General features: G+C 62.9%; 20 protein-coding genes. 13 read left to right on the top strand and 7 right to left on the bottom strand.

Translation table 11 applies throughout. The features are described from left to right. From ACCD05_RS18255 to ACCD05_RS18235, 5 genes are all read left to right on the top strand, one after another. A partial coding sequence (locus ACCD05_RS18255) for a hypothetical protein (RefSeq protein ID WP_413394423.1) occupies nucleotides 1–213 on the top strand: 213 nt, incomplete at its 5' end. A 350-nt stretch (nucleotides 214–563) separates the two neighbouring features. Beyond that, nucleotides 564–1,520: an ornithine cyclodeaminase family protein gene (locus ACCD05_RS18250; protein ID WP_413394421.1), complete on the top strand. Its 957-nt coding sequence runs from the start codon at nucleotides 564–566 to the stop codon at nucleotides 1,518–1,520. Nucleotides 1,521–1,525: 5 nt separating this feature from the next. Continuing rightward, complete coding sequence (hrpB, locus tag ACCD05_RS18245) at nucleotides 1,526–3,982, top strand: ATP-dependent helicase HrpB (RefSeq protein WP_413394420.1); 2,457 nt, start codon at nucleotides 1,526–1,528, stop codon at nucleotides 3,980–3,982. A gap of 27 nt (nucleotides 3,983–4,009) precedes the next feature. After that, entirely contained in the window at nucleotides 4,010–5,320 is a 1,311-nt protein-coding gene (locus ACCD05_RS18240; RefSeq protein ID WP_413394429.1) for an ActS/PrrB/RegB family redox-sensitive histidine kinase, read from the top strand. A gap of 68 nt (nucleotides 5,321–5,388) precedes the next feature. Continuing rightward, a complete protein-coding gene (locus ACCD05_RS18235; protein ID WP_413394418.1) occupies nucleotides 5,389–5,964 on the top strand; it encodes an ActR/PrrA/RegA family redox response regulator transcription factor in 576 nt (191 codons plus the stop codon). Nucleotides 5,965–5,983: 19 nt separating this feature from the next. Here ACCD05_RS18235 and ACCD05_RS18230 read toward each other — a convergent pair whose 3' ends face one another. Continuing rightward, nucleotides 5,984–6,478: an MmcB family DNA repair protein gene (locus tag ACCD05_RS18230; protein WP_111562762.1), complete on the bottom strand. Its 495-nt coding sequence runs from the start codon at nucleotides 6,476–6,478 to the stop codon at nucleotides 5,984–5,986. Nucleotides 6,479–6,659: 181 nt separating this feature from the next. Between ACCD05_RS18230 and ACCD05_RS18225 the strand changes: the two genes are divergently transcribed. Beyond that, nucleotides 6,660–7,349 carry a L,D-transpeptidase gene (locus ACCD05_RS18225; protein ID WP_018901167.1) on the top strand — a complete coding sequence of 230 codons (690 nt, stop codon included), beginning with the start codon at nucleotides 6,660–6,662 and terminating at the stop codon, nucleotides 7,347–7,349. 78 nt (nucleotides 7,350–7,427) lie between these two features. On the opposite strand, the gene ACCD05_RS18220 is transcribed toward ACCD05_RS18225, so the two are convergent. The 5 genes from ACCD05_RS18220 to hslV all read right to left on the bottom strand — a co-directional run bounded on the left by ACCD05_RS18220 (nucleotide 7,428) and on the right by hslV (nucleotide 14,229). Continuing rightward, nucleotides 7,428–9,599, bottom strand: a complete 2,172-nt coding sequence (locus ACCD05_RS18220; protein ID WP_413394416.1) for a malate synthase G — start codon at nucleotides 9,597–9,599, stop codon at nucleotides 7,428–7,430. Nucleotides 9,600–9,697: 98 nt separating this feature from the next. Beyond that, nucleotides 9,698–11,101 (bottom strand): cytochrome P450, encoded by a 1,404-nt coding sequence (locus ACCD05_RS18215; RefSeq protein WP_413394414.1) that lies wholly within the window; start codon nucleotides 11,099–11,101, stop codon nucleotides 9,698–9,700. A gap of 51 nt (nucleotides 11,102–11,152) precedes the next feature. After that, nucleotides 11,153–12,100 (bottom strand): DUF1402 family protein, encoded by a 948-nt coding sequence (locus ACCD05_RS18210; RefSeq protein ID WP_413394412.1) that lies wholly within the window; start codon nucleotides 12,098–12,100, stop codon nucleotides 11,153–11,155. Between the two features lie 218 nt (nucleotides 12,101–12,318). Further along, on the bottom strand, nucleotides 12,319–13,629 hold the full coding sequence (gene hslU, locus ACCD05_RS18205; RefSeq protein ID WP_047509255.1) for an ATP-dependent protease ATPase subunit HslU: 1,311 nt from the start codon (nucleotides 13,627–13,629) through the stop codon (nucleotides 12,319–12,321). A 75-nt stretch (nucleotides 13,630–13,704) separates the two neighbouring features. Then, complete coding sequence (gene hslV, locus ACCD05_RS18200) at nucleotides 13,705–14,229, bottom strand: ATP-dependent protease subunit HslV (protein ID WP_018901162.1); 525 nt, start codon at nucleotides 14,227–14,229, stop codon at nucleotides 13,705–13,707. 178 nt (nucleotides 14,230–14,407) lie between these two features. Between hslV and hisB the strand changes: the two genes are divergently transcribed. From hisB to coaA, 7 genes are read left to right on the top strand one after another with little or no spacing between them, the layout of a single operon-like run. Beyond that, a complete protein-coding gene (hisB, locus tag ACCD05_RS18195) occupies nucleotides 14,408–15,016 on the top strand; it encodes an imidazoleglycerol-phosphate dehydratase HisB (RefSeq protein WP_018901161.1) in 609 nt (202 codons plus the stop codon). 23 nt (nucleotides 15,017–15,039) lie between these two features. Further along, nucleotides 15,040–15,522 (top strand): DUF2628 domain-containing protein, encoded by a 483-nt coding sequence (locus ACCD05_RS18190; protein ID WP_413394411.1) that lies wholly within the window; start codon nucleotides 15,040–15,042, stop codon nucleotides 15,520–15,522. Then, nucleotides 15,522–16,172, top strand: coding sequence for an imidazole glycerol phosphate synthase subunit HisH (gene hisH / locus ACCD05_RS18185; protein WP_413394409.1), 651 nt, complete (start codon nucleotides 15,522–15,524; stop codon nucleotides 16,170–16,172). Before ACCD05_RS18190 ends, hisH begins: the two co-directional genes overlap by 1 nt. A gap of 26 nt (nucleotides 16,173–16,198) precedes the next feature. Beyond that, nucleotides 16,199–16,948: a 1-(5-phosphoribosyl)-5-[(5-phosphoribosylamino)methylideneamino]imidazole-4-carboxamide isomerase gene (gene hisA / locus ACCD05_RS18180; RefSeq protein WP_047509169.1), complete on the top strand. Its 750-nt coding sequence runs from the start codon at nucleotides 16,199–16,201 to the stop codon at nucleotides 16,946–16,948. After that, on the top strand, nucleotides 16,945–17,727 hold the full coding sequence (hisF, locus tag ACCD05_RS18175; protein ID WP_413394407.1) for an imidazole glycerol phosphate synthase subunit HisF: 783 nt from the start codon (nucleotides 16,945–16,947) through the stop codon (nucleotides 17,725–17,727). The genes hisA and hisF overlap by 4 nt, the downstream gene beginning before the upstream one ends. Nucleotides 17,728–17,743: 16 nt before the next feature. Continuing rightward, nucleotides 17,744–18,064, top strand: coding sequence for a phosphoribosyl-ATP diphosphatase (locus ACCD05_RS18170; RefSeq protein ID WP_112980349.1), 321 nt, complete (start codon nucleotides 17,744–17,746; stop codon nucleotides 18,062–18,064). Further along, on the top strand, nucleotides 18,064–19,059 hold the full coding sequence (coaA, locus tag ACCD05_RS18165) for a type I pantothenate kinase (protein WP_112980332.1): 996 nt from the start codon (nucleotides 18,064–18,066) through the stop codon (nucleotides 19,057–19,059). The genes ACCD05_RS18170 and coaA overlap by 1 nt, the downstream gene beginning before the upstream one ends. Here coaA and ACCD05_RS18160 read toward each other — a convergent pair. Beyond that, complete coding sequence (locus ACCD05_RS18160) at nucleotides 19,056–19,667, bottom strand: alpha-ketoglutarate-dependent dioxygenase AlkB family protein (RefSeq protein ID WP_413394404.1); 612 nt, start codon at nucleotides 19,665–19,667, stop codon at nucleotides 19,056–19,058. The two genes, coaA and ACCD05_RS18160, sit on opposite strands and share 4 nt — an antisense overlap. Nucleotides 19,668–19,671: the final 4 nt, after the last annotated feature.

Genomic DNA, 19,671 nt, shown 5'->3' with positions numbered 1-19,671 from the left:
CAAAGAACCGACATCTCTGTCGATCCCGCGAACTCCGCCGCCCACGTTTCTCTTTCTTCTCATCTTCAATTGTCAAATAACAGACCAGATCAAACCAGTCGAAATTCCCCGTCCCAAACCCTGAAGCCCGGAACCAATCAGCATCGCAGCCAATTCAAGAAATCCAGAGCGAAAGTCACCGTCGCCAGCAGCGCCGCCGCCCTCGTTCTGTGAAGCGGCTTATAAGGCCCCTAACCCAAACAAGTCAACACACCCATGCAAAGTTTTTTGACAGTTTTATAACACACTGATTCTGTTGGGGGAATTTCCGAACCGGTTGTGAGTGGACGAACGGGCCACAGCGGGAAAGCACCGGAGATGTCGGTGAGATGCCCCCGAACGGGTCGAAATCGACAAAATTCCGAGCACAAAAGACGTTCTTCAGCGGCTTGCGGCTGCCGACGCGCCTATTGGGACATAAAAGCCCTCCAGCCGATCCGCTTCCGGCGCTTGCGCGGCGACCAGCAATCACTAGTTTGGCCTGATCGGCGATCGCCATACATATATATAAGAGGGATGGACACATGCTTGTCCTCAATGAGACGGAAACGCGCGCGGCGCTGGACTGGCCCGCGCTGATCGATGCGCTGGCGGCAATGTTTAGCGGCGACTGCGTCGCGCCGGTGCGGCATCATCACGAAATGGAAGTGCCCGGCGAGCGCGACGCGACCATGCTGCTGATGCCGGCGTGGCTGCCGGGGCGTTATGCGGGCGTGAAGATCCTCTCGGTGTTTCCCGACAATGCGCGACGCGCGCTACCAGCGATCTTCGGAACCTACCTGCTCTCCTCCGCCAGGACAGGCGAGATGCTGGCGGCGATCGAGGGCGGCGAGTTGACGGCACGGCGCACCGCGGCGACGTCGGCGCTGGCAGCGCGCTATCTCGCCCATCCCGAAGCACGCGAGCTGCTCGTCTGCGGTACCGGACGGCTATCGCTCAACCTGTTGCAGGCACATGCGGTGACGCGGCCACTGCAGCGGTTTCGGATCTGGGGTCGGAACATAAAGAATGCAGAGGCAATCGCCGCCGAGGCGTGGGCGCTGGGTCTCGACGCCGAAGCCGTGAACGATCTTGAGACGGCCGTGCGGACAGCCGATATCATTTCCTGCGCGACGCTCTCCAACGAACCGCTGATTTCAGGCGACTGGCTGAAGCCCGGGGCGCATCTAGACCTGATCGGCGGCTTCAAGCCCGACATGCGCGAGGCCGACGATACGGCGATCCGCCGTTCGAGCGTCTTCGTGGACACGCGCGCGGGCGCTACCCGCGAGGCGGGCGACATCGTGCAGCCGCTGAAAAGCGGCGTCCTTTCCGAAGGCGGCATCAAGGCCGAACTGGCGGAGTTGACGAGCGGCAGGCATCCGGGCCGGCGGGATGACGACGAGATCACCTTCTTCAAGTCGGTGGGCGCCGCACTTGAGGATCTCGCGGGCGCGATCCTCGCCTACGAGACGGCGACGAAGGCGCGAGCGACGGCGTGAGTGACGTGCCCATATTACCGGAGCTCCCGGTCTCTCATGTTCTACCCGCAATTGGCGCGGCTCTGACGACGGCGCGGCGCGCCGTGCTTTCCGCACCGCCGGGGGCGGGCAAGACGACGCTGGTGCCGCTTTATCTCCTCAATGAGTCATGGCGGGGCGACGGCAGGATCATCCTGCTCGAACCGCGACGGCTTGCGGCGCGCGCGGCGGCCGGGCGGATGGCGGCACTGCTCAATGAGAATGTCGGCGAGACGGTCGGCTATCGCATGCGGCTCGATACCAGAATCTCGGCGCGGACGCGGATCGAGGTGGTGACCGAGGGCGTGTTCGCGCGGATGATCCTCGACGATCCTGAGCTCTCGGGCGTATCGGCGGTGATCTTCGACGAATTTCACGAGCGGTCGCTCGACGCCGATCTCGGACTGGCGCTGGCGCTCGACGTGCAATCGGCGCTACGCGAGGATCTCAGGATCCTGGTCATGTCGGCGACGCTCGATGTCACAGGCGTGGTGGCGTTGCTCGACAACCCGCCCTTGATCGAGAGCATGGGACGCAGCTTCCCGATCGATATTCGCTACCAGGACCGGCCGGCTGGCGAGCGGATCGAGGATACGATGACGCGGGCGATCATCGACGCGCACAGGACGGAGAGCGGGTCGATCCTCGCTTTTCTGCCCGGACAGGCCGAAATCACAAGGACGGCCGAGCGGCTGCGGGAGAGGTTCGACGCGGCAACGGTGATCGCGCCGCTTTATGGCAATCTCAGCCAGAAGGAACAGGACGCGGCGATCCGGCCGGCGGCGGCCGGCACCCGCAAGATCGTGCTGGCGACCTCGATCGCCGAGACCTCGATCACCATCGACGGTGTCCGGATCGTAATCGACAGCGGCTTGCAGCGCCTGCCGGTGTTCGAGGCATCGACAGGAATTACCCGGCTGGAGACGGTCAGGGTGTCGCGCGCCTCGGCCGACCAGCGGGCCGGACGCGCCGGGCGAACCGAACCGGGGATTGCCATCCGGCTCTGGCACCAGGGGCAGACGGCGGCGATGCCCGCCTTCACGCCGCCGCAGATCCTCTCGACCGATCTTTCCGGCCTCGTGCTCGACCTCGCCCATTGGGGCGTGCAGGACGCGCGGGCGCTCGGCTTCATGGACCAGCCCCCGGAGACGACGCTTGCCGAGGCGCGCGCGCTGCTGCGCGAACTCGGCGCACTCGACCGGGATGGCGGGCTGACGGCGCGCGGGCGGGAGATGCGTGACATGGCGCTTCCTCCTCGGCTGGCGGCGATGGTGCTCTCCTCGGGAGAGACCGGCCACGCCAGAGAGGCGGCGATGATGGCCGTGCTTCTGACGGAACAGGGGCTGGGCGGGACGAGCATCGATCTCGAGGACCGGTTGCGCCGGTTCAAATCCGAGCGCGGCGAGCGGGCCGAGGCGGCGCGGCAGCTGGCGGGACGGCTGGCGAAGGGGCGCGACAAAGTGGTGGCGGACGAGCCGGGACTTGCCGGCCGGTTGCTCATTCATGCCTTCCCCGACCGCATCGCGCTGCAGCGTGGCGGGCGCGGCAGGTTCGTGATGGCCAATGGGCGCGGCGCCGAAATCGCCGAGACCGAACGGCTGGCGAGCAGCCCGATGCTCGTGATCGCCGACCTCACGGGTCGGGCGGCGCAGGCGCGGATTCTCGCGGCGGCAGAAGTGACGCGCGGGGATGTCGAGGCCGAAATGCCCGGCGCGATCCGCACCGATGACCAGACCTTCTTCGATCGTCAGAGCAAGCAAGTGCGGGCAAGGCGGGCGACGCGGCTCGGCGCCATCGTTTTCGACGAGACGCCGCTGCCTCGGCCATCCGGCGAGGCTGTCACGCGGGCGCTTGCCGAGGGGATCAAGGAGATGGGGCTGGATCAGCTGCCGTTTTCCAAGGAAGCGATGCAGCTGCGCGAGCGGATCGGCTTTCTTTATAGGAGTATTGGCGCGCCATGGCCCGACATGAGTGAGGTGGCGCTGCTTTCCCGCATGGACGACTGGTTCATTCCCTATCAGGCGGATGCGCGGGGGCTTTCAGACATTTCGGCGGGCGGGCTTTCGAACGGATTGATGGCGCTGGTGCCGCATGAGCTGCAACGCGACCTTACGCGGCTGGCGCCAACGCATTTCGAGGCACCGACCGGGCAGCGGCATCCGATACAATATGACGGGGAAGAACCGACGCTGACCATCCGGGTTCAGGAGCTGTTCGGGCTGAAGACACATCCTGCCATTGCAGGCGGACGGCTTTCGCTGCTGCTTGAGCTGACATCGCCGGCGCATCGGCCGATCCAGACGACGCGCGATCTTCCGGGGTTCTGGGCCGGGAGCTGGAAGGATGTGCGCGCCGACATGCGCGGGCGCTATCCCCGGCATCCATGGCCGGAGAGGCCGGAAGAGGCACCACCGACGACCCGGGCAAAACCGCGAGGAACATGAGCCGCCATGCCGATCAAGAATAAAGAGATGGCCGACAAGGTCGAAAGCATGCCCGAGGAAGATCGGCAGAGCAGCCGTCGGCTGAGGCTGGAGACGCTGGTGCGTCTGCGCTGGCTTGCAGTCTGCGGGCAGACCGCCACGGTGCTGATCGTTGCCCTCTGGCTGCAGTTTCCGCTGCCGGTGCAGGCGTGCATCGCGCTGATCACGGCGCTGGCGATCGTCAACTTCTATCTGATGATCCGCTATCCGGCGACGCACCGCATCGACCCGGTGGCGGCGCTGGCGCTGCTCGGCTTCGATCTCCTGCAGCTCTGCGCGTTGCTCTTCATCACAGGCGGGCTTGTCAATCCATTCGCGGTGCTGGTGTGTGTTCCCGTCATCATCGCTTTCGCGTCACAGCCGATCCGTTACAGCATGCCGCTGATCGTGGTGGCGATGGCCTGCATCACGATCCTGTCGTTCTCGCCCTTCCCGCTTCCCTGGTTCGACGGGGCGGAGATCAACGTTCCAGAGGTGATGCAGTTCGGCGTCTGGTGCTCGATCGCCTCGACCATGACGTTTGCCGCCTTCTATGCCTATCGAGTCTCGATGGAGGGGCGCCAGCTGGCCGAAGCGCTGGCGGCGACCGAACTGGTGCTGCAGCGCGAGAAACATCTGTCGCAGCTCGATGGCTTGGCCGCGGCGGCAGCACACGAGCTGGGAACGCCGCTCGCCACCATCAGCGTCGTTGCAAAGGAGATGGAGCGGGAGCTGAAGGATGACGATCGCTTCCGCGAGGATGTGCAGCTGCTGCGCAGCCAGAGCGAGCGCTGCCGCGACATCCTGCGCCGGTTGACGACGCTCTCGGCCGAAGGCGACGCGCATCTGAGACGGTTGCCGCTCTCCTCGATGATGGAGGAGATCGTCGCACCGCATCGCGAATTCGGCATCAAGCTCAACCTTGTCGAGAAAGCGCCGCGCAAGGGCGAGCCGGTGACGGAGCGCAACGCCGGGATGATGTACGGGCTTGGCAATCTGGTTGAGAACGCCGTCGATTATGCCCGCCAAGAGGTGACTGTCACGGTGGAGCATGATCAGGAGAAAGTGCGCATCACCATTGAGGACGACGGCGAAGGCTACTCGCCCGACATCCTGCTCAGGATCGGCGAGCCCTATGTGACCAAGCGGCAGAAGGAGGACCGGGCCGGCGGGCTGGGGCTCGGGCTGTTCATCGCCAAGACGCTGCTGGAGCGTTCGGGAGCGGTGCTGATCTTCGAAAATCGGGGGCCTGACTATGTCGGCGCGCGCGTTCGCGTCGAATGGCCGCGGGTGCTGATCGATACGCATTCGACAAAATGAGCCGATGGGGCTAAAGAAAATGCAATGCAATCGGCCTATATCAGGCTGACCGCACCAGGATTGAATAGATGAGCGAGCAGATTACCAACCCCTCCCCCGCCAGCGACGACCATATCGGCCCCGATGCGAGCCTACTGATCGTCGATGACGACGGACCGTTTCTGCGCCGGCTGGCGCGCGCCATGGAGACGCGCGGTTTTCAGGTGGAGACCGCGGAATCGGTGGCGGAAGGCGTTACCAAGTCCCACGCCAATCCGCCGAAATACGCGGTGGTCGACCTGCGGCTCGGCGATGGTAATGGCCTCGAAGTAATCGAGGCGATCCGCCAGAAGCGCGAAGATACCCGTATCGTCGTCCTCACCGGTTACGGCAATATCGCAACGGCGGTGACCGCGGTGAAGCTCGGCGCCGTCGACTATCTCGCCAAGCCGGCAGATGCCGACGATGTCTACGCGGCGCTGACGCAGCGCAGCGGCGAAAAGGCCGAATTGCCTGAGAACCCGATGTCGGCCGACCGGGTTCGCTGGGAGCATATCCAGCGTGTCTACGAGATCTGCGAACGCAACGTTTCGGAAACGGCGCGCCGGCTCAACATGCACCGCCGCACATTGCAGCGCATTCTCGCCAAGCGGGCGCCGAAGTAAGCAAGCAAAAGAGACGCGCTCAGACGTCGTCGACGCCGAGCGGCTTGCCGGTGGCCCATTCGGCCATCAGCAGGCGCTGGGCGGCCGCGCGCGAAAAGTTCAGTGTGACGGATTTGCGGGTGGCGGGCGCCAGTCTATGCTCGGGCGCCTCGCGGATCATATGGGCGCCATAGCCATCCGAAAGAAACAGGCCGCAATCCTCCGGAAAGATATCGAGCGGCACATCCTTGTGTGTGGCGAAAAACAGCCGATCGCAATGCAGGCGATATTCCGGCCATTTGCGATCCACCCTGAAGTCTTCGATCGAGGTCTTGATCTCGATGATCCAGATCTCGCCCTTGTCCGAGACGGTGATCAGATCGGCGCGCCTGCCGCTGGCGAGCGGCAGTTCCGGCAGCACGGCATGACGCATCTCGTGAAGTAGAATCTGAGTCCCGCGACGCACGAGCATGGCCCTGTCCGATTGTCGGCCATCGATTAACGGATTGTTATTGTAAACACTCAAAATCGTCATGGATAAGTTAGGGTCCAGCGCGCGCGTTGTTGCAAAAAAACCATGCGGTTCTAGTTTGCCGTTGCGTAATTGCTCCGCCGCATTGCAACAGCTTGCCAAGGCGAAGTTAATCGAAAATAAACCATAATCTAAGATGGTTCGAAAGAACGATCCTCCCTTGCCCCATTCTTAAGAGACATCCATGCGCATCCGCAATGCACTTCCTGTATTCGGCCTGATGGCGACGCTCGCTCTGGCCGGTTGCTCCACGACTTCCGAGAGCGCCTCTGTCGAAAACAAGGCTGCCATGCCGGGTCCGACCGTCCAGACCGCGCAGATCTTCGACGACGCTTACGGCGTCACCACGGATGCCGGGTATTCGCTGCCGGCGATCCCGATCCAGAAGGTCAAGCCGCAGTTCCACAGGCAGGTTGTCTCCTATGAAACCACGGAGCGTCCGGGCACGATCATCGTCAACACCCGCGAGCGCTTCCTCTATTATATCATGCCCGGCGGCAAGGCGATGCGTTACGGCATCGGCGTCGGCAAGCAGGGCTTCGCATGGGCCGGCACCGCATACGTCGCCTGGAAGCAGGAATGGCCGAACTGGCATCCCCCGAAGGAAATGGCCGTTCGCCGCCCCGAGATCGCCAAGTACGTCGAAGACGGCATGGGCCCGGGCCTTTCCAACCCGCTCGGCGCGCGCGCCATGTACCTCTTCAACGAAGAAGGCAAGGATACGCTGTTCCGCCTGCACGGCACGCCGGAATGGGCTTCGATCGGCACCGCCGCTTCGTCGGGCTGCATTCGTCTGATCAACCAGGACGTTATCGACCTCTACAGCCGCGTCCGTCCGGGCAAGACGACCTCCAAGGTCATCGTTATCCAGTAAGCTGGACCTGAAATTCGGTATAAAAAAGGCCGCCGGAACATTCGCTCCGGCGGCCTTTTTGTATCTGCTGGGTGGGGATCAGGCCGCTTGCGCGGCCTTCAGCTCCAGGCGGCGGCGCTGCAGGACCGGCTCGGTATAGCCGTTCGGCTGCGCCCTGCCCTTCAAGACCAGCTCGAGAGCGGCCTGGAAGGCGATTGAGTGGTCGAAATCAGCGGCCATCGGATGATAGGCCGCGTCGCCGGCGTTCTGGCCATCGACCACGGCGGCCATGCGCTTCATCGTTTCGACGATCTGATCTTCGGTGACGACCTTGTGGTGCAGCCAGTTCGCCATATGCTGCGCCGAGATGCGCAGCGTCGCGCGGTCTTCCATCAGGCCGACATTGTTGATGTCGGGAACCTTCGAGCAGCCGACGCCCTGATCGACCCAGCGCACGACGTAGCCCAGGATCCCTTGCGCGTTGTTGTCGAGTTCGCGCTGGATTTCCTCTGGCGTCCAGTTCGGACGGACGGCGACGGGCACGGAGAGGATATCGCTCAGCTTGGCGCGCGGGCGATCCTTCAGGCCGCGCTGGACGTTGGCGACGTTGACGCGGTGATAATGTGTGGCGTGCAGCGTGGCGGCCGTCGGCGACGGGACCCAGGCGGTGTTGGCGCCGGCCTTCGGATGGGCGATCTTCTGCTCCAGCATGGCCGCCATCAGATCCGGCATGGCCCACATGCCCTTGCCGATCTGCGCGTGGCCGGAAAGACCGCATTCGAGACCGATGTCGACGTTCCAGTTTTCGTAAGCCGCGATCCAGGCGGCCTGCTTCATGTCGCCCTTGCGGATCATCGGGCCGGCTTCCATCGAGGTGTGCATCTCGTCGCCGGTGCGATCGAGGAAGCCGGTGTTGATGAAGACGACGCGCTCGCGGGCGGCGCGAATGCATTCCTTTAGATTGACGGTGGTGCGGCGCTCCTCGTCCATGATGCCCATCTTCATGGTATTCTTCGCCATGCCGAGCGCCTCCTCGACGCGGCCAAAGATTTCGACGGCGAAGGCGACTTCCTCGGGGCCGTGCATCTTCGGCTTGACGACATACATGGAGCCGGTACGCGAATTCTTGCGGCGGCCGTTGGGGCCGATATCGTAGAGCGCGACGGCGGCGGTGATCATCGCGTCCATGATCCCCTCGGGCACCTCGTTGCCATCGCGATCAAGGATAGCCGGATTCGTCATGAGGTGACCGACATTGCGGATCAGCATCAGCGAGCGGCGATGGACCTCAAAGCTGGCGCCATCCGGGCCGGTGTAATCGAGATCGGGATTGAGCTTGCGGATGAAGCTCTTGCCACCCTTCACGACCTCTTCCTGCAGATCGCCCTTCATAAGGCCGAGCCAATTGCGATAGACCTCGGTCTTGTCCTCGGCGTCGACGGCGGCGATGGAATCCTCGCAGTCCATGATCGTGGTGATGGCGGATTCGAGCCAGACATCGGAGATGTGGGCGGCGTCGCTCTTGCCGATCGCAGTTCCTGCATCGATGACGATGTCGATATGGATGCCGTTGTTCTTCAGGAGGATGTTGGTCGGAGCCGCCGCATCGCCTCGATAGCCGGCGAAATGCGAGGCATCCTTCAGCGCGACATGCTCGCCGTCGGTTGAAGACATGGCGAGCGCGCCGTCCTTGATGACGAGGCCGGCGACGTCCTTCCAACTCCAATCGACGAGCGGGACGGCGTTGTCGAGGAAATCGCGAACCCAGGCGATGACCTTTTCGCCGCGCTTCGGATTGTAGCCCTTCCCCTTCTCCGCGCCGTCGGCCTCGGAGATCGCGTCGGTGCCGTAGAGCGCGTCGTAGAGCGAGCCCCAACGGGCATTGGCGGCGTTCAGAGCGTAGCGGGCGTTCATGACCGGAACGACCAGCTGCGGGCCGGCGATCGAGGCGATCTCCGGATCGACATTGGTCGTGGTGACCTGGAAATCGGACCCCTCGGGAAGGAGATAGCCGATCTCGCGCAGGAATGCCTGATAGGCGTCCATATCGGTGGGAGCGCCGTGCTGGCGATACCAATCGTCGATGCGCAGCTGCAGGGCGTCGCGCTTGGCAAGCAATTCGCGGTTTTTCGGCGCCAGATCATGGACGATCGCCGAGAAGTCGGCGAAGAACTTGTCCGCATCGAGCCCAAGACCGGGAAGCGCCTCCTTGACCAGGAAATCATGAAGGACGGCTTCAATCGCAAGACCGTGTTTTTCGATGCGGCTCATAGACTATCTCCTCGGGCGGCGCGTTTTTCGCATGCTGCCACTTTGACCGGCTTTCATTCATAGTCAATCAGGCAATAGTTTGAAAGATTTATGCCTTTTCAGGCAAGAAATCGCGGTGTGACGCGCATCGGCAGGCCGTTCTGCGGCTGAGTGGTCAGTTTCTGCACCGGCCATGGATTGGTTTCATCCGTCATGTCGAAGCGGAAACGGTGCATCATGACAGCAAGCGCGATCACCGCCTCCTGCAGCGCGAAGGTGGCGCCGATGCAGACGCGCGGGCCGGCGCCGAAGGGGAGGAACTGGAAGCGGCTGATCTTGGCGCGGTTTTCAGGCAGGAAGCGCTCGGGCATATAGGCGCGCGGCTTGTCCCAATAGAGTTCGTGGCGGTGCAGTGTCCAGGGCATGATGAGCACGGTGACGCCGGCCTCGATCTCGACGGTCTCGCCCTTGGCGTTGGTCCAGCGATCATCCGATATCGCGGCGCGGTTGATCGACGGCGCCGGCGGATAGAGGCGCAGCGCCTCTTCGAAGGCGGCGCGGGTATAGGGCATGAGATCGAGCCACTTCACCGGCTCGGCACCTGTCACCAGCACGCGGTCGATCTCTTCCTCCATCGCGTCGCGGATATGCGGCGTGTTGGCGACGCAATAGAGCGTCCAGGCCAGCGCCCGGGCGGTGGTTTCGTGGCCGGCGCCGATGAAGGTGAGGATATTGTCCTCGATCTCGGCATTGGTGAGCCCGCCAGACTTCGCCTGGTCGAGCAACAGCGTCAGGAAATCCTCGGGCGTCGTGTCGCGGTCCGCTTCCATGCGGCCGAGGCGGGCATCCATGGTCTCGCGGACGATGGTGCGGAATTTCTCCAGCACCTTCTGGCCACCGATGCGGGTGACGCGGGGCACCCAGGAGGGGGCGCGCAGCAAGTCCATCGGATCGACGCGGCCCATGCGATGCAGGAGGGCGTTGACGTCGTCGGCGAAGCTGTCGGAGGAGGTGACGATCTCCCCTGAAAACAGCGTGTCGGCGAGGATGGCGAAGGTGAGCTCGGCCATGTCGCTGGCGATCTCGAAGGTCTTTCCCGCGCTGCCCGCCTCTTCGTACTTGCTGATGTATTCTTCCGACTGGCGCAGCATCTGGCCGGCGAAGCCATTGGCGTGGCGCGGCGTGAAGACTGGCGCTACGGCCTTGCGCGAGCGCTTCCAGACCTCGCCTTCCGCCGTCAGCAGGCCATCGCGCAGGATGGGGCGCAGGATCAGCTGGCGGATATCCGACATGCGGTAATTGGCGGCATTATCGACAAGCACATGCTTGATCAAGCCAGGATCGTTGACGATGATCGTGCGTTCGCGGAAGAACTTCGTCTTGATGAAGGGCAGCGTGTAGGAGGGCTCGCCCCACAGCTCCAGCGGATTGCGCAGGATGGTGCGGATGATCTCAAGCCGGCTCGGCGGCACGGTGCGCGGAACGGGCGCTGGCGGAACGAACGGATCTGGACGCATGTCCATGTGCTGCAAGCCTTTCGCGGAAGATTATGGCCCTCCCCGGCAAGGCTAGAGTTAGAGCAGGCGCTCCAGATCGTCCAGCTTGTCGTTGATCAACCATCCGTAATAGTTCTCTTCCGGCCAGACCGTTTCGCCCGAGGCGCGGTTCTTGGCGGCAAGGGCTGCGGCGCGCTGGCGGGAATTGCCGAGATTGTAGAGCGTTGCCGTCAGGCCCGGGTTCTTGGAGATATCCATGCCGGCGATCTGCTTGTAATCGTCGATCGAGCGGCGCACGGCGGCGGCCACGAAGGCCAGCGAGATATCCGGCTGCATGATCGCCTTGTAGACGCTGCCGGCATCCTTCTCGTTGAGCTTGTCGTAACCGGAGACGCGGCTGACGAGATCGGAGAGCATCAGGGCGGTCAGCGGATTGATCTGGCCGAGGCCGAAGGTCTGGCCGGCATAGAAGGGCTGGAAGAAAACGGCGCTGAAGCGGTTGTTCGGGAAGCTCTTGCCGCCGACGGTCTTGCCACGGAAATCGCTCTCCCAGACATCCTCGCGGCAGCTCCACAGCGTGTAGGAATCTGTCTTGCCGTTGCACTCCGCAAACTGCGGGCGCTTGATGAAGTCATCCACGTCCTCGCCGTCATAGGCGAAGCGGAAGCTCTGGCCGGCGTAGGACGCTGCCTTGACGTAATAGGACTGCAGGCGGTCGTAGGCGTCGACATTATAGGTGTGCTCGCCGACGATGGCGCCGACGACGTGGATCGGATCGATGCCATAGGCCGCCGAGACCTTCTTGATCTTGCCCATCAGCTCGTGATCGGTGGCCAAGAGCTCGTGGACCTTGTCGTATTTGCGATCGAAGGTGGTCTTGGTGCCCTTGGTGCGGCGGACCGATGCGCCTGGAACGTTCGGCTGCTCGACGTTGCGATTGCCCGGAGGCACGAGCTGCATGGAAAAAGCGGGCGCGGCGGTCAGGACCGTGGCGGCAATTACAAGGCTCGTCAGAAGGCGTCGCACGATCAGCTTTCCCATCATTTCCAATAGAGGCATTTCCGGTATTGGTCGGCATTTCCAGCTTGGCTGGCGCGCTGACTGTACCAAAATCTTGGCCGAATAATGCTGGCGCCAACAACAAAACGGGCCTTTCACTAAAAAGTAAAAGGCCCGTTGTCGAGAGTTCAGTCGGTCAAAGTTGCGGCATCATGCATGTAAAGCCTGAGACCGGTGTTTGCGCATCACAAAATGAAGCGCGAGAGGTCGGTGTTCTGGGCGAGATCACCGACATGTTTGCGCACATATTCGGCGTCGATGGTCACGGCGGTGCCGCCGCGATCCGGCGCGTTGAAGGAGATTTCGTCCAGCACGCGCTCCATCACCGTCTGCAGGCGGCGAGCGCCGATGTTTTCGACCGAGGCGTTCAGGTGAACGGCCACGTCGGCGAGCGCATCGATGCCGTCATCGGTGAATTCGAGCGTCAGGCCTTCGGTTTCCATCAGCGCCTTGTACTGGCGGATGAGGCTGGCCTCGGTTTCCGTCAGGATGCGGCGGAAGTCTTCCTTGGTCAGCGGGCGCAGCTCGACGCGGATTGGCAGACGGCCCTGCAATTCCGGCAGCAGGTCCGACGGCTTGGAGACGTGGAAGGCGCCCGATGCGATGAACAAGACGTGGTCGGTCTTTACCGGCCCGTACTTGGTCGACACCGTCGTGCCTTCGACCAGCGGCAGCAGGTCGCGCTGCACGCCTTCGCGCGAAACGCCGGCGCCCATGCCGCCATCGCGGGCGGCGATCTTGTCGATCTCGTCGAGGAAGACGATGCCGTCGTTTTCGACGGAACGCACGGCCTCGCGCTGGATGACCTCATTGTCGATCAGCTTGTCGGATTCGTCGCGGATCAGGTCGGTGTAGGAGGCCTTGACGGTGGTACGCACCTTCTTGGTGCGGCCGCCCATGGCCTTGCCGAACATTTCCGACAGGTTGATCATGCCGATATTGCCGCCACCGGGCATGCCGGGGATGTCGAAACCGCCCATGCCGGTGCTGGTATCGGCCACTTCGATATCGATTTCCTTGTCGTCGAGCTCACCCGCACGCAGCTTCTTGCGGAAACTGTCACGCGTGGCCGGCGAGGCGGTCGATCCGACCAGCGCATCAAGCACGCGTTCCTCGGCGCTCATATGGGCCTTGGCCTCGACCTCGGCGCGCTTCTTTTCGCGCGCAAGGCCAATACCGACCTCGACCAGATCGCGGACGATCTGCTCGACATCGCGGCCGACATAGCCGACTTCGGTGAATTTGGTGGCTTCGACCTTGATGAAGGGGGCGCCGGCGAGTTTGGCGAGGCGGCGGGAGATTTCCGTCTTGCCGACGCCGGTCGGGCCGATCATCAGGATATTCTTGGGCATCACTTCGTCGCGCAGGCTCTCATCGAGCTGCTGGCGGCGCCAGCGGTTGCGCAGCGCAATGGCGACGGCGCGCTTGGCGTCATGCTGGCCGATGATGTGGCGGTCCAGCTCGGAGACGATTTCCCGGGGAGAAAAATTGGTCATGATATCCTCTTGGCTTTCCTGCTCCGGCCGGCCGTTCTCGGCCCGGCCCACAGGACCCATTGTGAACGATTGCCGTTATTCGGCGTCGAGCGTTTCGACCACGAGATTGTGGTTGGTGTAGACGCAGATATCGGCGGCGATATCGAGCGCCCGGCGCGCCACTTCTTCAGCCGACTTGTCGCTGTCCATCAGGGCGCGGGCGGCGGCGAAGGCGTAGTTGCCACCGGAGCCGATGGCGATGGCGCCATGTTCGGGCTCGAGCACGTCGCCGTTGCCGGTGATCGCCAGCGTGACCGACTTGTCGGCGACCAGCATCATGGCTTCGAGGTTGCGCAGATATTTGTCGGTGCGCCAATCCTTGGCGAGCTCGACGGCGGCACGCATCAGCTGGCCGGGATACTGCTCGAGTTTCTTTTCAAGCCGCTCCAAGAGCGTGAAGGCATCCGCGGTGGCGCCGGCGAAACCGGCAATGACGTCGCCCTTGCCGATGCGGCGCACCTTGCGGGCATTGCCCTTCATGACGGTCTGGCCGAGGCTGACCTGTCCGTCGCCCGCCATGATGACCTTGCCGCCCTTTCGAACTGTAATAATGGTTGTCATCTATCATACCCTTGCCCGTCAGGCGGGCTCTTACCTCGGGCCGCACATCGGCCCTGTTGAGCCCTATGTAAGTTGGCAAATCGCGATTGCAATCGGCGTCGATTTCTCTACTCGCGCTTCTGGATATTTCCCGGCACGCCTGATAAGGAACCCCCGTATTTCCAAGTGGAGTAGCCATATGGCCGAGACCGCAGCAAGCCGCACGGGATCCGTATCCCGCAAGACCAACGAGACCTCGGTTTCCGTTTCCGTCAATCTCGACGGCACCGGAAAATCGACGATTTCGACCGGCGTCGGCTTCTTCGACCATATGCTCGACCAACTGTCACGACATTCGCTGATCGACATGGAGATCGAGACCAAGGGCGATCTGCACGTCGACGACCACCATGCGGTGGAAGACACGGGCATCGCCATCGGCCAGGCCATCGCCAAGGCGCTCGGCGACCGTCGCGGCATCACCCGCTACGCCTCGATCGACCTTGCCATGGACGAGACGATGACGAAGGCCGCCGTCGATCTCTCCGGCCGCCCCTTCCTCGTCTGGAACGTGTCGTTCAGCGCGCCGAAGATCGGCACGTTCGACACCGAACTCGTCCGCGAATTCTTCCAGGCACTCGCCCAGAACGCCGGGATCACCTTGCATATCCTGAACCATTATGGTGCCAACAACCACCATATTGCCGAGACATGCTTCAAGGCCGTCGCCCGCGCGCTGCGCACGGCGACAGAGATCGATCCTAGGCAGGCGGGCCGTGTACCCTCGACGAAGGGCACGCTCGTCTAAGCCCCTTCAGGGAGCTTGACGACATGACTTCCAGCTATCTGGTTCTGACCGCCCCCGGCGGCACCGATATCAAGCACGAGAAGACGCGGTTCATTCGCGACGGCTTTACCGTGCTCGGCTTCCTGTTTCCCTGGATCTGGCTCGCCGTCCACCGGCTCTGGCTCTACGCCGTCGCCGCCTTTCTCTTGCAGAGCATCGGCGGCGCGTTGATGGATCAGTCCGGCCTGTGGCTGGTCGGCTTTGCCGTGACGTTCGGCACCAGCCTGCTTGTCGGGCTCGAGGGGCAGAACCTGCGGGTTCGCAACCTTGCCTCCAAAGGCTGGCAGGACGATGCGCTGATCTCGGCCGATCGGCTCGATGTCGCCGAGGAAATCTACTTTTCTGAAATTCAGACCGATCTCGGTGACGGCACTCCCTTGCCGTCGCCCAAATGGGATGGCGGGAGCCGCACAGAGCGCGGCACCGCGACATCTCTCGGTCTCTTTGGCTTTGATGGAGGACGCTGATGCGCGTCGCAATTATCGACTATGGTTCCGGCAATCTGCGTTCGGCGACGAAGGCCTTTGAACGGGCCGCCCGCGAGGCCGGCGTGGACGCGGTGATCGATCTCACCGACAAGGCCGAGGTCGTTGCCGCCGCCGACCGCGTCGTGCTGCCGGGTGTCGGCGCCTATGCCGATTGCCGCCGTGGACTGGACGCCGTGCCGGGGATGACCGAGGCGCTGATCGACGTGGTGGAGAAGAAGGCGCGGCCCTTCCTCGGCATCTGCGTCGGCATGCAGCTGATGTCCTCGCGCGGGCTGGAAAAGACCACGACCGAGGGCCTAGGCTGGATTACCGGTGACGTCGTTGAAATGACCCCTGATGATCCCAATCTGAAGATACCGCAGATCGGCTGGAATACGCTGGACCTGAAGCGCCCGCACCCGCTGTTCGAGGGCATTGCGACCGGTGCCGACGGGCTGCATGCCTATTTCGTGCATTCCTACCATCTGGCCGCGCAGAACCCCGAGAATGTGATCGCGACCACAGGTTATGGCGGACCACTGACAGCCTTTGTCGGCCGCGACAACATGGCCGGCGCGCAGTTTCATCCAGAGAAGAGCCAGAAGCTCGGTCTCGCCCTGATTGCCAATTTCTTGCGCTGGAAGCCCTGAGCTCGCGCCTTTGAAGGACTGACAGAATGATCCTATTTCCCGCCATCGACCTCAAGGACGGCCAGTGCGTTCGCCTCAAGCTTGGCGACATGGAGCAGGCCACCGTCTACAATCCGGACCCCGGCGCGCAGGCCAAGGCCTTCGAGGACCAGGGCTTCGAATGGCTGCACGTGGTCGACCTCAACGGCGCGTTTGCCGGCGAAAGCGTCAACGGCGCTGCGGTCGATGCGATCCTGAAAGCCACCAAGAACCCGGTGCAGCTCGGCGGCGGCATCCGCACGCTCGACCACATCGAAAGCTGGCTCAGCCGAGGGCTGACGCGGGTGATCCTTGGAACCATCGCGGTGCGCGATCCGGCGCTGGTCATGGAGGCTTGCAAGAGGTTTCCCGGCCATGTGGCCGTCGGCATCGATGCCAAGGGCGGCAAGGTGGCTGTCGAGGGTTGGGCGGAAGCCTCCGAGCTCGGCATCATCGAGTTGGCCAAAAAGTTCGAGGGCGCCGGTGTCGCGGCGATCATCTATACCGATATCGACCGCGACGGCATCCTGACCGGGATCAACTGGGATTCGACGCTGGAATTGGCGGACGCCGTCTCGATCCCCGTCATCGCATCGGGCGGACTGGCCTCGATCGACGACATCAAGCGGATGCTGAAGCCGGATGCGGCAAAGCTTGAGGGCGCAATCTCGGGCCGGGCGCTCTATGACGGCCGCATCGATCCCACGGAAGCGCTGGCGCTGATTGCGGCGTCGCGCGCGAAGGAGACCGCGCAATGACCCTGAAGGCTCGCGTCATTCCCTGCCTCGACGTCAAGGACGGCCGTGTCGTCAAGGGCGTCAATTTCCTCAACCTCGTCGATGCCGGCGATCCCGTAGAGGCCGCCAAGGCCTATGATGCGGCCGGCGCCGACGAGCTCTGCTTCCTCGACATCACCGCCTCATCCGACAACCGCGAGACGATCTTCGATGTGGTGTCGCGCACGGCCGACCAATGCTTCATGCCGGTCACCGTCGGCGGCGGCGTTCGCACGATCGCAGACATTCGCAAGCTGCTGCTCTGCGGTGCCGACAAGGTCTCGATCAATTCGGCGGCCGTCAGCAATCCTGATTTCGTGGCGGAAGCGGCCGACAAGTTCGGTGACCAGTGCATTGTCGTCTCGATCGACGCCAAGCGGCGGCAGACGCCTGCTGGCGGCGAGGCCAGCGCCTGGGAAATCTACACCCATGGCGGCCGCAACGCGACGGGCATCGATGCGGTGGATTTTGCGCGCAAAATGGTCGAGCGCGGGGCCGGCGAATTGCTGGTGACCTCGATGGACCGTGACGGAACGAAAGCCGGCTACGATCTGGCGCTGACGCGGGCGATCGCGGACGCGGTGCGCGTTCCCGTCATTGCGTCCGGCGGCGTCGGCGATCTCGACGATCTCGTGGCCGGCGTCAAGGAAGGCCATGCGACTGCGGTTCTCGCCGCCTCGATCTTCCACTTCGGCACCTATTCCGTCGGCGAAGCGAAGCGCTATATGTCTTCCTGCGGCATCGACATGCGTCTCGACTGAGACTGAAAGCGATATGATGAGCGAATTCACACTCAGCGACCTCGAAAAGATCGTCGACGCGCGGTCAAAAGCTTCGCCCGAGGAATCCTGGACGGCGAAGCTCGTTGCGGCCGGCCAGCCGAAAGCGGCGAAGAAGCTTGGCGAGGAAGCGATCGAAGCCGTGATGGCCGCCGTGACCGACGACCGCGAAAACCTCACCTACGAGGCGGCCGACGTGCTCTATCATCTCTTGGTCGTATTGAAGATCGCCGGTATTCCGCTACAAGATGTCATGGCGGAACTTGAGCGCCGTACCGCTCAATCCGGCCTCAGGGAGAAGGCCAGTCGGCAAAGCTGATGGGTATCGCAAGACAGATCACCGGGGCGCCCGAAGCGCACGATCATTTCCAGGCGAATGCTTATTCGCCCTATCACTTCTTTTCATCCGAGGAATGGGCGAAGTTCAGGGCGGATACGCCGATGACGCTGACCTCGGACGAGGTCAAGCGGCTGCGCTCGATGGGCGACCCGATCGACCTCGACGAAGTCCGGCGCATCTATCTCTCGGTGTCGCGCCTGCTCTCGGCGCATGTGGAATCGTCGCTGCTCCTGTTCAAGCAGCGCAACCGGTTCCTCAGCCTGTCGAACGTGGCGAAGACGCCGTTCGTGATCGGCATTGCCGGCTCTGTCGCGGTCGGCAAATCGACCACCGCGCGTATCCTGAAGGAGCTTCTGCGTCGCTGGCCGTCGAGCCCGAAGGTGGACCTCGTCACGACGGACGGTTTCCTCTATCCGAACGCCGTGCTGCAGCGAGAAAACCTGATGCAGCGCAAGGGTTTCCCCGAGAGCTACGACACCGGCGCCATCCTGCGATTTCTGGCAGCGATCAAGGCCGGGCAGCCGGACGTCAAGGCGCCGTCCTATTCGCACCTCGTCTATGACGTGCTGCCGAACGAACACAAGATCATCGACCGGCCCGACATCCTGATCTTCGAGGGGATCAACGTGCTGCAATCGCGCGACCTCCCGGCGGGCGGCAAGATTGTGCCGATGGTCTCGGACTTCTTCGACTTCTCGATCTATATCGACGCGGATGAAAGCCGGATTCACGACTGGTACGTGACCCGCTTCATGGGCCTGCGCGAGACCGCATTCCGCGATCCGAACTCCTTCTTCCACCGCTACGCCTCGATCAGCGAGGAGGAGGCGCTGTCGATCGCCGAGGGGCTCTGGCAGAACATCAACCTCAAGAACCTGCGCGAAAACATCCTGCCGACGCGTCCGCGCGCGGATCTGATCCTGCGCAAGGGGCAGAATCATCTGATCGAGCAGGTGGCGCTGCGTAAGCTTTAAGGCGTTACGCGCCGAAGCGTCAGGTTGATGCGGCCGCCATTCTTCAGAAGCGTGGATGTTGCAGGATAGATGCGGTCAACGCCGTGGAAGCACAGGCGCCCCTGCCCGCCCAGAATGACGACATCGCCGCTTGAGAGCTTGAAGGATATGGTCTTGTCCGTGCGATCGAGGCCGCCGACGCGAAACAGGCAGGTGTTTCCGAGCGAGATCGACACGACGGGCGCCGAGAGGTCCTGCTCGTCCTTGTCCTGATGCAGGCCCATCTTGGCGTCGTCGGCATAGAAATTCACGAGGCAGGCCTCGGGTGGCTTTTCGTAGCCCGAGACATCATTCCAGATATCGAGCAATTCGGCCGGGATTTCCGGCCACGGTTTTCCCGTGGCCGGATGCGTCGGCTGGTAGCGGTAGCCGCGTTCCTTATCGGTGACCCAGCCGAGCGCGCCGCAATTGGTCATGCGCACCGACATGGGCTTGCCGGTGCCTGGCATGACCGGCGTGTAGAGGGGCGCCTGCGTGACGATGCTGCGGATGATATCGACCAGGGCTTCCTGGCGGGGGCGGCTCAGATAATCAGGGCTGTGGCGAATGCCGTTCGGCAGCTGCAGCATCAAT

This window comes from Rhizobium sp. Rhizsp42, assembly GCF_047304155.1.
Classification (GTDB): Bacteria; Pseudomonadota; Alphaproteobacteria; order Rhizobiales; family Rhizobiaceae; genus Rhizobium.
This window is presented reverse-complemented; position numbering and strand designations above follow the sequence as displayed.